This window comes from Rothia sp. 27098_8_29, from assembly GCF_041432785.1.
Taxonomy (GTDB): Bacteria; Actinomycetota; Actinomycetes; order Actinomycetales; family Micrococcaceae; genus Rothia; species Rothia mucilaginosa.
This window is the reverse complement of the sequence record NZ_JAPWAI010000001.1, coordinates 776,303-789,403: the sequence shown is the minus strand read 5'-3', so window position 1 is coordinate 789,403 and position 13,101 is coordinate 776,303. Positions and strand designations below refer to the sequence as shown.

Here is a 13,101-nt window from a genome sequence, read left to right as displayed (position 1 = left end):
TGCAGGCTACAGTAACCAAATTATTACAGCAGCCAGATAATACTGCAACCAAACACCGCAGGCATTACAGGCCCCTAATGTTTACAGGCCCTCAGCACGTACAATCTGAACGTGCAGATCCTCAGCCGGCGGCATCCACGAAGCCGGATCAGCAGCAACCTGCTCACCCGAACGGATATCCTTCACCTCGTGAACCGGGGCACCCGACTCATCCGACGAAATAAACCACACGAACGGAATGCCGCGCTTCTCAGCGTACTTAATCTGCTTACCGAACTTCGCCGCATTCGCGGACACCTCACAGGCAATACCGCGGGCACGCAGCGCATCCGCAACATCATTCGCAGCGGACCAGCCCTCATCATTCGTCAGGGCAACAAACACAGCCGAAGGCACCTTACGGCTCGCCTGCGCAAAACCCTGCGACAGAATACGAGCCACCACACGAGTCACACCAATAGACAGGCCAACACCCGGGTACGTCTTCTTACCGTTCGACGCCAGCGACTCATAGCGGCCACCCGAGCAAATCGAACCCAGCGACTCGTGACCAACCAGAACAGTCTCATACACGGTGCCGGTGTAGTAGTCCAAGCCGCGAGCAATCGACAGGTCAGCCAGCACCTTACCCGGCGCACGGCGGGATGCCTCCTCAATGACCTCAGCCAGCTCAGCAAGACCCTGATCCAGCAGCTCGTGCTCCACCGAATACTTCGCGGCAAGCGCACGCACCTGCTCCACAAAAGAAGCATCCTCAGTGCGGATCTGCGCCAGCTCCAGGGCGGCAGCGGCAGCATCCGCGCTCGCACCAGCCTCAGCCTGCAGCTCCTCAGCCACACGCTCAGCGCCGATCTTCTCCAGCTTGTCAATAGAACGCAGAACAGCCGCAGTATCAGTCAAACCCAGGCCCAGGTAGAAACCCTCAGCCAGCTTGCGGTTATTCACACGCAGCTTGAACTCAGGAATCGGTAGCTTCGACAGCGCATCAACAACAACCAGCGCCAAGGTCACGTCGTAACGGAACGGCAGCTCGCCGTCGCCAACCACGTCAATATCAGCCTGAGTGAACTCGCGGGCACGACCCTCCTGCGGACGCTCACCACGCCACACCTTCTGAATCTGGTAACGCGAGAACGGGAAATTCAGGTAACCGGCGTTCTCCACCACATAACGGGCAAACGGCACAGTCAGGTCAAAGTGCAGAGCCAGCTTTTCCTTAGCCTTAGCAGCCTCGTCCTCCTGCAGGCGAGAAATTGCGTAAACTTCCTTGTCAATCTCACCCTTGCGCAGCAGCTGCTCAATAGTCTCTACCGAACGAGTCTCAATCGGGGAGAAACCGTGCAACTCAAAAGTCTCACGCAAAGTGTCCAGAACATGATTCTCAACCAACCGCTCAGCCGGAAGATACTCGGGAAAACCAGACAGCGAAGCCTTGCGAGCCATACGCGATACTCCTTGACAAAGAACTCGACAACAAAACCCCCGGAACACCTCCGGGCATATCTACCCATCATACCAACACCCACCCCAGCACAGCACCCACTCCCCCAGCGCACCCGACACAAACCCGCACAAACCCGCGGCCGGCAGGTTCGCCCACAACACAACACGACCAGACACTACTCACACACACCCCACAGAGGCTATGCTTAGGAGGTGCACACGCACACCCAAACGGGTGCCCACCACGGGGAACAGCGCAAAGGCGCCCCACCCCCAGCACCCCCGAGTGAAAGAGTTATAGCGGTGACTACCAAACCCGACGACACTGTAAACCTCGAAAAGGCACGCCAGTACGGCCGCGTCTCCGAGGACGGCCACGTCTTCGTCATTGTCGACGGCGAAGAATACGCCGTAGGCCAGCTGCCCGGCGCCTCCGAAGAAGAAGCGCTCAGCTACTTCGCCCGCAAGTTTGAAAACGTCGAGGCGCAGGTTGCCCTGCTCGAATCCCGCCTCGCCAACAACGCCCCCGCCGCAGACCTGCAGAAGGGCATCACCTCCATCGGTGCACAGATCGGTGTGCGCAACATGGTCGGTGACTACTCCGGCCTGCAGAAGCGCCTCATCACCCTCGCAGAGCAGATCGCTGAACTCGGCGAAAAGCAGCAGCAGGCACGCACCGAAAACCGTGAACGCGCCCTCGCCGTCCGTGAAGAAATCGTCGCGGAAGCCGAGCAGATTGCCAGCCAGGACCCCGACCAGATTCACTGGAAGAACTCCCATTCCCGCATGAACGAACTGTTCGAAGCGTGGAAGAAGGCACAGCGCGAAATTCACCTGGCAAAGAGCGTAGAGGACGAGCTGTGGAAGCGTTTCCGTGCAGCCCGCACCACCTTCGACCGCAACCGCCGCGCACACTTCTCGCAGCTGGACGACCGCAACGCACGCATCAAGCGCGCCAAGGAAGAGCTGATTGCACGTGCGGAAGAGCTGTCCACTTCGACTGACTGGTCTGAGACTTCCCGCGTATACGGCGACCTGATGCGCGCCTGGAAGCAGGTACCCCGCGGCCACCGTCGCGAAGACGACAAGCTGTGGGCACGCTTCCGCGCGGCACAGGACGTGTTCTTCAACGCCCGCAACGAAGCCGAAGCAGCGCAGGACGCAGTCTACGCCGAAAACCTCAAGGTCAAGGAAGCACTGCTCGAAGAAGCACGCGCACTCCTGCCCGTCGAAGACATTGAGGGCGCGAAGGCAGCCTTCGAGAAGATCCTGGACCGCTGGGATGCGGCAGGCCGCGTGCCCCGCAACGACCTGCGCCGCGTCGACGGCGAACTGCGCCGTATTCAGGACGAAATCAACGGCGCCGAAGAGGCAAAGTGGAAGCGCAACGACCCCGCCAAGGCGGCACGCGCGAACTCCCTGCTCGCACAGATCGAGGACTCCCTCGCCGAACTGGAAGCAGAGCTCGCAGCAGCTGAAAAGGGCGGCGACTCCAAGAAGATCGCCAAGGCTAAGGAAGCTCTGGAGGCGCGCCGCGCCTGGGCAGCAACCCTGCAGGGCTTCGGCAACTAGGGTCTAGCCGATGGTCTAAATAACGGTGTAATTAACGCCGAGAAGCCACATGTGTTTCGAAAAGCCACTTTTATGGTGGCTTCTCGAAACACATGTGGCTTCTGCGTGTCTGCGGGGGTTATATTCGCGCCCCCACCCGATGCAGATGGAGGGCGCACCGGGTTCATGGATTTTCGATAGGTTAGTGACTTTAATGCGGGTTAAAGACCCACGGTGAAGACACTAACCTATCGAAAACCTCTGTCTAAAAAGCAGGCGGCCCCGGATGCGCCAGGTTGATGGGCGGGAGCCGGTTATGGTTTAGGTTTTTTAGTAATGGGTTAGTGACTTTGGGCTGGGGTTTTAACCATCACTAAAGACGCTAAGTCATGACCGAATTTCCACCAGGCCCGAATATCCTAAACAAAACAGGCGGCCCTGAATGCTCAAACATTCGGGGCCGCCTGCTGCGGTTATCTATATATTGGGTCAGCTGGTTTACATGTCAGGCCAGTCGCGGTGCAACGAGTACTCCGTGTCCCCGTCACCGCTGTCGTTCAGGTGCCAACGCTGACCGGTATGAATATCGGCCTTGCGCAGCCTGGGGTTTGGGTTATCCTTCTTGCCCATCGTCGGATCGTTCTTGCAGCCCCAACGAGTATCGTCTTCATCGCAGGTGCCGCCGACGCGTCCCACATCAACCCACCACACACGGATCAGCAGCGGGTCACTGGTCGCCTGCGGGGTCACCTCCATCATCTGCCACGGGCCACCATCCACACGGAAACGAGCCGTGTAGTGCACGGTCGTGTACGCATGGAAATTACCCGAACGCTGGTAGGCGTAGCTAGTATCCGTCTGCCTCGGACGCTCACGAGGGTAGGTGGTGACCGGTTTGCCCGCGGTGTAGTTGGTGTCTGTATCACCATTGCCGTACTCGATGACGTACGAGGAGGGCATGAGCTCAATTTCGACGTGCCCGGCGAGCATGTCTGCTTCCAGGCGGTAGGGGCCTCCGTCATCGACGTAGAAGTTGATCTGATCGCCCTTGTAGACGTTCGGATCGCCTTCTGCCCTGCCAGTGCCTGCGGGGTTGTTGTAGGACTGGTGCAGGGTCGGCTTGCCAGGCTCTAGCGACTCTGCAGCATGGCGAATTTCCTCCATGACTTCTTCGTAGGTCGGACCTGCGGGACCTGGGCTGTCGGCACTGGTAAGAGTGCGGGTATTGTCGGGAATGCAGGAGGCCGAGGAGGGACTTCTGGGAGTTCCACGGTCTACAGGAATGCCAGATTCAAGCGACATGTTTGTGAACTTGAATGTTCCTCTTCTTCCGTCTATAGTTTCGCATGACATAATATTGTGATTTTCGTTGGCGTAGGTAACTTTTATGCCGTTTCCGTGGCTCACAGTCGAGTAAGTGTATTGAAAATCATTATATGAGGAATTTGAATTACTTTTATTTCCCTCATTTGTTTTTTGTTTGGTTTTTGATTTACTGACAGTTACCTGACATACTTTAGCGGTGTTAGAGCCTTTTGTGGAACAATCATTTGTAATAGATGTTGCAGGAGGGGTAGTAACGGATATGGCAAGGAGCGATAATAATGCAATATTGGTATTTGATTTAAATTTCATTTCTAATCATCTACCTGTTCAAAGTCGATAATCTTCCAGCCTTCAGAGGTGTACTTGAACGAGAACTTCCACGTGTCGTCATCCTTTGAGTCATTCTCGTAAGACTTCCAATCACCGTTAGGTTCAACGTACATAACGTAGCCCCACTCCCGGTACGCTTTCCAGAAGTAAGTCTCCCCCTCGATCCAGGGGTTCCCGTCAGCAATGTAATGATCAAGACCCGCGATAATCCATCCGCCCCGCTTGTAGAGGGCTTCAAGACCTTCGTAGGAATCTAGTAGTTCGGTGAAGCTACTGTCAACGAATTTGCGTGCTTGGCTGTAGTCTCCGGTCTGGGTGCCGTAGTTGTTCCATTCAATCCACGCGTTGAGTGTTTTGCGCAGACCTTCATTAGACTTTTCGCGGTATCCGTCCTCTGGTGATGCAGGTTTCGGAACGTTTTGCGCCGGACCGTTAGGGTCAGCTCCACGGTACTCCCCATCGGGTGCCTTTGAGCCGCCCGAGTAGCCTCGGACAGTAGACGGAGTAGCACTCGCCGAAGGCGACTCAGATGCCGCCGCAGACGCCGAAGCGGTTTCGCTCGGCGCGGCGGAGGCGGTGGCTGCCGCCTCGTTATTAGCCTGCTGGCCACACGCCGCAAGCAGAGCGCCAATGCCCGCAAGTGCGCCACTACCCAGCAGGGTACGGCGGTTAAAAATGGTCGAATCCATAGAAGATACGCTCCTATCATCGGTGACAGTGTGATGTATATGTGCAAGTCGGGCCATTATTCGCAGGTCAAGCTGACCACCGGAAGGAAAACAGCCCTGTAGTGCACCCAACAAACGCATCAGTGCGTTATGGAACACTATATTTACCACCCTACCGCATCTTTGTGTCTATTTGCGTTGCTTTGAGTGCAATAGTATCTGAACGTCATTATTCGGACACATCAATGCTTTATGTATCAAATAAATCTACACTTACGGAGGCGTCGCCCCTGCAGAATTTGTGCCATGGTTTAGGGTCTTCTGCCATGGTTTTTAACTACGACCAAAGACATTAACCTATGGCACGAATCCGTAACCCGTTACCGGATCCCCATCTGTGCCAGGTGGGCGGGCGGGCTACACGGCGAGCGCGTACATGTCGCGGAGGGCCTCTTCCGCCTCGTCGAGGGCATATCCGCTCTGGCAGAGAGCGTCGCAGCCGTTACCGTAGCGGAGGCCGGCGAGGAACTCGCGGTCGGTCACCTCCGGCAGGTACACCATGAGGTATTCGCCGTTGTCAGTGAAGAAGTCGTCAATGTTGGCGGCGTCCTGGCCGGAGTAGAAGGCGCGGAAGTCTTCGTCATTGTAGTAACCAACCGTGTACATGAGGGGCTCCTTTGGTCGCTCAGCGGAGTGGGTGAGAACGCGTCGTTGTTCTCTACCACCAAGGTACGGGGCACCCCTGACAAGATAAGGGGCTGCACCGCCCCGCGCCGGAGAAAACACCAAAAAATGTTGCGTGACGAGGGGGTTTTCTGAAGGCGCACTCCCCCACCACACTCCCCGCCGCACGGAAGATTAGGCGCGGACGGGCTTGCCTCCTGAGCGCTGCTGCCCCGCCTCCCACACGCGCGCGGAAATTCGGTCATGAGTTACGGACTTCAACCATGGGTTAGTGACTCTGGGCTGGGGTTTTAACCCCCACCAAAGTCACTAACTCATGACCGAAAATCGGCGCTGTGCAGAGGGGCTAATCAGTAGCGTAGAGCCGGGTTGATGCTGTCCACCCCTTCCCCCGCTTAACGGCGAGAAGCCACATGTGTTTCGAGAGGCCACAAAAGAAGTGGCTTTTCGAAACACATGTGGCTTCTGGGCGAATTACCGCTGGTTACCGCGGACTACCACTGACACAGTAGGTTAGCGGCCGCCGAGGAACGGCATGAATCGGCCAATGTGCTTCTCCAGTTTATTCTGTACGCGCTGGCGTTTAACTGCGGCATCTTCAAGGTCAGGACCTCCCAAGGCGCCTCCGAAGAACGACATCTTACTTTTAATGAGACGACTAACCTTACCGATAATGCTTCGGTTTCCTTCACGCAACGCACGATTGACTACACGCCGAGTTTCTTCGCGCTTTAGCTCTTCCTCCTGAACGATGAAATCTTCTTCACTAACTCGACGTTCAGTTACGTAGATACGGAACCGCTCATGTACGTCTTCCGACCCTTCTGCGTCTACAGTCGGTTCAGTAAGGTACTTTTCAAAATAGTCTTCAATAATATCGCCGCTATTGCGCAGCTCATTATCACTGCGGACAGCACGATGAACTATCTTGCGGAACTCTTCAATGCGACGTTCAGTGTATTCCTGCGATTCTTTCTGGTCCCTAGCATTATCACGCTCAGCACGCGCTTTGGCGACCAGCTCCAAGATAAAGTAGACGTCCATGTTCTGCTGTTTAAGCAATTCCACTTCAAAGGTTATCTGGTCGTACCAAGGATCAGGACCTAGCTCATCCCCTCCATCTGGGTTGGTAAGTTCGCCGTCATAATCACGTGCTTCACGTGCTTCTTCACGAATATCGTTATATTTACCCAGATAGCCTTGCATATCGTAGTCACTAATTAGCTGAGCACTTCCATCCCGAATAAATTCATCAAAGACTTCCAACTCATTCTGTAGGGTAAGTACCTGGTTAATGAGTTCAACGTAGCGTACTTTTTGTTCCGGGGTATCCGCAATAATATTTCCTCCAGCGTCTACAGGGAATTCTTCACGGAGCTCATCTACGACCTTACAGTACTCAATATGGGCTTCCTTATATGGGCGGGTAAGCACAATATTCCACGGAGTTTCCAAGCCACTTCCAGCATTCGCGCCAGCAGTATAGTCACCGTAGAGGGCAAAAGCATCATTCGTAGCTTCTTCCAAATCACGGAAACATACAATGTTGCCGGAAGGCTTAAGAGAGTTCAGAATTCTGTTCGTACGGCTAAAAGCCTGGACCAAACCATGACTCTTGAGATTCTTATCGACCCATAGAGTATTGACGGTCTTAGAATCAAAACCGGTCAGGAACATATTTACTACAATGAGCATGTCTAATTCGCGTGTCTTCATACGGCGAGAGACGTCTTTATAGTAATTGTCAAAGGACTTACCATCAGCGCTGAAATTCGTGCTGAACATAGTGTTGTAGTCTTCGAGGAAGCCTGCCATGCGGTTCTGTTCTGCGCTACCCGCGGTGGGAAATTCATAGTTTTCTTCCTCGCCGAAGGTGTCGAACAACTGCGAACCGTTGCCCTGCGTGTAGATGATGGCAACCTTCAACTTTTTGGCAGGGTCGAGTACACCGTCTGCGATACGTTCTTCTTGCAGGGTGTTGATGGTGTCGTAGTAGGTGCAGGCAGCATCGATTGAGGAGGTTGCCAGGATTGAGTTAAAACCGCGAACTGTTACAGTATAGGGTTCCCTGGATTTTGCACCAGTAACAGGATCAGTGATATCTCTAATCCGTTTAAGGTCATAATTACGACCTGCACGCTGATTAGTTTTCCGGTCATAGTTATCCAGAATGTAGGTTGCAATAGCCTCAATTCGTTGAGGGTTTTCAAGAGCTTCTTTAGATTGGAGGTACTTCTCGATATCTTTTGGATTTGGTTGCTCACTGCCCTCCATAATGCACTCTAATTGGTATGCGCTTTTCTCTTCATCGCTGTAGGTTGCATTTGTGATGGTGTACTCCATATGGAAAGGCAGTACATTTTTATCGTTGATAGCGTCCACAACGGTGTATGAATGTAGCCGGTCTCCGAAGATTTCTACGGTAGTGGTACCGGGGCCTCCTGCGGAATTTTCGTCGAAGATGGGGGTACCGGTGAAGCCGAACATGCTGTATTTAGTAAAACGCTTACGAATAGACCGGTGCATTGCGCCGAACTGAGAGCGGTGGCATTCGTCGAAGATGATAACTACACGCTGACGGTAGACAGGGTGCTTGGGTTCAGCAGAGATTAGGTTGGACAGCTTGTGGATGGTGGTGACGACAATGCCGGTTCCGCTGTCGGCGAGGCGTTCGCCGAGTTCACGGGTACTACCGGTGGAGCTAACGGAGTCTGCCTGAAAGTTATTGTATTCGAGCATAGTCTGGTAATCGAGGTCCTTGCGGTCCACGACAAAGATGACCTTTTCGACAAGCCCGGTTTCTGCCAGGCGGCGTGCAGTTTTGAAGCTCGTGAGGGTCTTACCGCTGCCGGTAGTATGCCAGATGTAGCCGCCGGCTTCCTTGGTACCGAGGCGCTTGGGGTCATTGTTGGCGATTTCGACACGGTTGATGATTCGCTCGGTTGCCGCAATCTGGTAGGGACGCATGACGAGCAGGTCTTCATCTACAGTGAGAATGCAGTATCGAGTGAGGATATTTGCAATAGTTCGCTTATTCAGGAAGGTACGGGCGAAAAGCATCAAATCACCAATACGGTTATTTTTTGAATCCGCCCAATAACTAGTGAACTCAAAACTCTTGCCCGCGGAGCCGCCGGAGGCTACCTTGCGGCTGGCTTTCCGCTGATCTTCGATGTGCTTGTGACGTACGGTGTTGGAATAGTACTTAGTGTCTACACCATTGCTAATAATAAAGATTTGGGCGTATTCGAAAAGACGGTAGGTATCTTGTTGAAAACCCTCTCCCTGGTAGCGTTCAATCTGTTGAAAGGCGCGGCGAATGGAGATGCTACGCCTTTTGAGCTCGATATGTACAAGGGGCAGACCGTTGATGAGGATGGTTACATCGTAACGGTTCAGGGTTTTGCCTTGGTCATCGGGTACACGGTACTGGTTGATGACCTGCATGCGGTTGCGTGCAGGGTTAACGGCATCGATGAGTATTATATTGCGTGGGGTACCGTCGTCGAGATAGAAGTTGATACGACGTTCCTCCTGAATGAGCTTAGCCTTCTCAAGGATGCCATCGTTATAGCGAGCAATATGCCGGTTAAGCAAGCGGTCAAATTCTTCGTCACTGAAGTGGAATCCGCTATTGGGGCCGTAAGCACCTTCTTCGGGGCGGGTGTTGAGGCGTTCGAGCTGTTCGCGCAGGTTGCGGATGAGTGCGGCTTCGTCGGTGAGTCGCGGTAAATATTCATATCCCTGGGCCCTAAGAACCCTAATAAGTTCGCGTTCAAGTTGAGATTCAGTTTGAGCTGAACTATGGAGGGTCTGTGCAGTCTTCCATTCATCATAACCAGGAGCCTTTTCACGGTCACCGATAACAGTATAGGTGTCGCTAGTGAGGACCCGGTCACGGCTACCTTCAGAGAGATAGGGGTAGTTGGGTACAGTTTCCACGGGGTACTCCTTTGTGTAGGGGTGGAATATGGACGGTTGGGCTCGGGGTTGGTGAGCCCGGCTAGTTTGAGTTTGGGTTGTTGAGTGCGATTGAAGTGCGGGGCCCGTGCAGGGGGCGGCAGGGGCCCACCGCCTCTGCACGGGGTTCGCGCGTGATACGCAGGTATCTACTAGTTTCCGCCCTTACGGGGGAAAGAAAGTAGCTGGTCACGGTAGTACTCGTACTGGCTGCGACGCGCTACTAGCTCTGCAGGTAGACCCTCGGAGAGGCTGCTGGTTAGGGCGTCGAAGCGGTCGAGAATATCGACAATGCGCTGCTGCTCTTCCAAAGAGGGAACTGGAAACTCGATTTTCGCAAGGTTCTTAGGCGCAACATCAATAACCTTAGTACCGAAAGCATGACGCCTTTTATCCTTATTGAACTGGCCAGTCGCCATGTAATAAGAAATAAACTTTGCGTTCTGCTCGGGAGCCTTAATAACCGTTGCGTGACCGCCAGTAACGATGTCAGATTCTCCAACCCAAGCTACAGCCTTGCAAACATCTTCAAGGTTTTCACTCGTATTAGCCACAATGACATCACCAGGGTTAACTACAGCAAGCTTTTTCGCTTTGTCTTCCGGAACGTGCGCAATAACTTCTGCGGTTGCAGTACCAAATTTGGTGTAAATCTGACCGTAGTGAATTGCACCCACACCGGATTCGGAAAAATCGGTTTTCGGCATACCTGAACCACGCACAAGCCGCGCAAAAGAGCCCAAGGGGACACGGGGGCAGTCGAGGGCTTCGAAGAGCGAATCACGGTAGTACTCGTATTGCAGAGTACGCGCTTCCAGCTCCGCTTCCAGCTCCGCTTCCAGGTTCGTGAATTTGTCGAGAATTTCAACAATCGCTTCCTGAATCTCCAGCGGCGGAACAGGAAACTCAAACTTCTTGAAACGCTTCATATCCACGCTGGCAAAGCTAGATTGCGTAGTATTCGAAAGGCACCAACGATCCAAAATGAATGAATAGTAGTAAATAAATTTAGGAGACAAAAGGTTCTTAAATTCGTCTTTAAGAATCAGAACGGTGAACCTCTGATTGCACAGAAAATCTACGTTGATTAGCGCATGCTCACCAATCGTTGCAGAAGTTGCCACGATGATTGAACCAGCGGGGAACATGCCACCCTTTTTCAAAGCGCTTTCATGAACGGACTGCATGGCTTCTGATAGGACTCCACCATTTTCACGGATGTCTTCCATGCGGAACCAGGGAACAGTTCCGTTCTCCCAATAGCTGCTGTTGGACTTAGACGGAGTGTAACCATTACGAGTGGTAAACAGCTCCTCAATAGGGCGGTACTCCACCCCGTCCGGGCAGAGCTCAGCCACCAGGCGGTCAATATAATTCGTCACCTCAGCCATGACTACTCGCCGCCTTCCAGGCGCGCCACAATAGCGTCAATCTCCACGCGCAGCTGAGCCTGACGAGCCACAATACCCTCAATACGGGAATTCAGCTCAACAATATCCACGCGCTCACGGGTATCCTCCGGCTCAACCCAGCTCGACACCGCCAGGTTCGCCTCCTGCTCCAGCAGCTTCTCCACCGGAACCAGCGCTGAGAAGTGCTCACGCTCCTCACGAGCCGCCAGTACCTCCAGAATCTTCTCACGGTGCGCCTTACCCAGAATGTTCTGGTTCGTGCCCTTATCGAAGAGGTGCGAAGCATCCACGAACAGTACCGAATGGTCCTTACGGGCACTCTTCTTCAGAACCAGAATGCAAGTCGCAATACTCGTGCCGTAGAACAGGTTAGGGGGCAACTGAATTACAGCGTCCACCCTGTCCTCTTTCAGTAAATATTCACGAATCTTGCGCTCGGCATTGCCACGGTACAGCACACCTGGAAATTCGACAATCGCAGCCGTACCCGTTTCTTCAAGAGAAGCCAACATGTGCATCGTAAACGCCAGGTCAGCCTTCGACCTAGGTGCCAGAACTGTTGCCGGGGCATAACGTTCATCGTGAATTAGGGTCGGATCAGAATCGCCCTTCCACTTCGTGGAATAGGGCGGATTAGACACGATAGCATCGTAGAGGCCATAGGCCTTATCCCCAGCATTCTCCCTCGCTTCGAGGTTCCTGCGATGCTTCGGATTTATCAAGGTATCACCATGCGCAATGTTGAAACCGTTCAAATCAAGACCATGAAGAATCATATTCATGCGACACAGGTTATAGGTCGTCAGGTTAATCTCCTGTCCTACAAAAAGTGGCATCTCAACCTCGTCACCACGTTCTCGCAGGATGCGGGCAAACTTTAGCAACAGCGAACCTGAACCACACGCCGGGTCATACACGGTACTAATATCTTGGGGATTACGCCCGTCCATAGCAATCTCTGCCAGGAGCTCTGAGACTTCCTGTGGAGTGTAGTACTCACCTCCGCTCTTACCCGCATTCGCCGCGTACATACCCATAAGGAACTCGTATGCATCCCCGAAAGCGTCATTTGAACTCTCCGAATAATCAGAGCTAAGGTCCATCTCTGCCACAGCGTCCATAAGTTTTTTTAGAGTCTCATGACGAGCAGTAGCAGTCGCTCCCAATTTATTAGAGTCTAATACAAAATCATCAAAAAGACCTTTTAGGTTATTCTCAGAATAAATCTCTTCAGCTGAAGACTCGATTGATTTGAAAACCTTATGAAGGGTCTCATTGAGGTTATCATCACGCTGTGCAGCAGCATGTACTGAGGAAAAGAGCTCTGAGGGTAAGAGGAAAAAACCGAGATTCTTAATGACATCACGCTTACCCTCAGCGTCAATAAAACTATCGGGAAGCGCTGCATAATTGCCGCCGGACGAAGCATCGCTGAGATGCTTCACCAGACGCTCAGAGAGGTAACGGTAGAAAAGCATACCCAGCACGTACTGCTTAAAGTCCCAGCCGTCTACCGAACCGCGCAGGTCATTCGCAATACGCCAAATCGTAGAGTGCAGCTGCGCACGCTCCGTATTGCGGTTACGGTGTTCGTCAGTGGTAGCGGAAGAATCCGTAGACTGCGTCGTCATAGGGGCGGTCAACCTCTCATCAGTAATCGTTTCTACAGTCGAAGAAACGTCAAAAGTTCGGAACCAGTGCGGCCCCGGTCGTACACATGCGCCAGC

8 protein-coding genes are annotated in these 13,101 nt (G+C 53.3%); 1 reads left to right on the top strand and 7 read right to left on the bottom strand.

Annotation, left to right across the window (positions count from 1 at the left end; translation table 11 throughout):
* Window positions 1-81: 81 nt before the first annotated feature.
* Window positions 82-1,443 (bottom strand): histidine--tRNA ligase, encoded by a 1,362-nt coding sequence (hisS, locus tag O3649_RS03070; protein WP_049341928.1) that lies wholly within the window; start codon window positions 1,441-1,443, stop codon window positions 82-84.
* Window positions 1,444-1,746: 303 nt separating this feature from the next.
* Between hisS and O3649_RS03065 the strand changes: the two genes are divergently transcribed.
* Window positions 1,747-3,015, top strand: a complete 1,269-nt coding sequence (locus O3649_RS03065; RefSeq protein WP_314423478.1) for a DUF349 domain-containing protein — start codon at window positions 1,747-1,749, stop codon at window positions 3,013-3,015.
* Between the two features lie 477 nt (window positions 3,016-3,492).
* On the opposite strand, the gene O3649_RS03060 is transcribed toward O3649_RS03065, so the two are convergent.
* The 6 genes from O3649_RS03060 to O3649_RS03035 form a co-directional block, all read right to left on the bottom strand.
* Complete coding sequence (locus O3649_RS03060) at window positions 3,493-4,296, bottom strand: hypothetical protein (protein WP_371572713.1); 804 nt, start codon at window positions 4,294-4,296, stop codon at window positions 3,493-3,495.
* A gap of 335 nt (window positions 4,297-4,631) precedes the next feature.
* Window positions 4,632-5,339, bottom strand: a complete 708-nt coding sequence (locus O3649_RS03055; protein WP_371572711.1) for a DUF6318 family protein — start codon at window positions 5,337-5,339, stop codon at window positions 4,632-4,634.
* Between the two features lie 396 nt (window positions 5,340-5,735).
* A complete protein-coding gene (locus O3649_RS03050; RefSeq protein WP_005505891.1) occupies window positions 5,736-5,984 on the bottom strand; it encodes a hypothetical protein in 249 nt (82 codons plus the stop codon).
* Window positions 5,985-6,515: 531 nt separating this feature from the next.
* Window positions 6,516-9,944 carry a type I restriction endonuclease subunit R gene (locus tag O3649_RS03045; RefSeq protein ID WP_105361313.1) on the bottom strand — a complete coding sequence of 1,143 codons (3,429 nt, stop codon included), beginning with the start codon at window positions 9,942-9,944 and terminating at the stop codon, window positions 6,516-6,518.
* A 170-nt stretch (window positions 9,945-10,114) separates the two neighbouring features.
* The gene (locus O3649_RS03040; RefSeq protein ID WP_371572708.1) at window positions 10,115-11,353 is read right to left on the bottom strand and encodes a restriction endonuclease subunit S; all 1,239 of its coding nucleotides are present in this window, start codon (window positions 11,351-11,353) and stop codon (window positions 10,115-10,117) included.
* 2 nt (window positions 11,354-11,355) lie between these two features.
* The gene (locus O3649_RS03035; protein WP_371572706.1) at window positions 11,356-13,005 is read right to left on the bottom strand and encodes a type I restriction-modification system subunit M; all 1,650 of its coding nucleotides are present in this window, start codon (window positions 13,003-13,005) and stop codon (window positions 11,356-11,358) included.
* Between the last annotated feature and the right edge of the window lie 96 nt (window positions 13,006-13,101).

Coding starts and splice junctions, on each gene's coding strand:
- hisS (WP_049341928.1), bottom strand. CDS start 1,443: ATGGCTCGCAAGGCTTCGCTGTCTGGTTTTCCCGAGTATCTTCCGGCT.
- O3649_RS03035 (WP_371572706.1), bottom strand. CDS start 13,005: ATGACGACGCAGTCTACGGATTCTTCCGCTACCACTGACGAACACCGT.
- O3649_RS03055 (WP_371572711.1), bottom strand. CDS start 5,339: ATGGATTCGACCATTTTTAACCGCCGTACCCTGCTGGGTAGTGGCGCA.
- O3649_RS03040 (WP_371572708.1), bottom strand. CDS start 11,353: ATGGCTGAGGTGACGAATTATATTGACCGCCTGGTGGCTGAGCTCTGC.
- O3649_RS03060 (WP_371572713.1), bottom strand. CDS start 4,296: ATGTCGCTTGAATCTGGCATTCCTGTAGACCGTGGAACTCCCAGAAGT.
- O3649_RS03050 (WP_005505891.1), bottom strand. CDS start 5,984: ATGTACACGGTTGGTTACTACAATGACGAAGACTTCCGCGCCTTCTAC.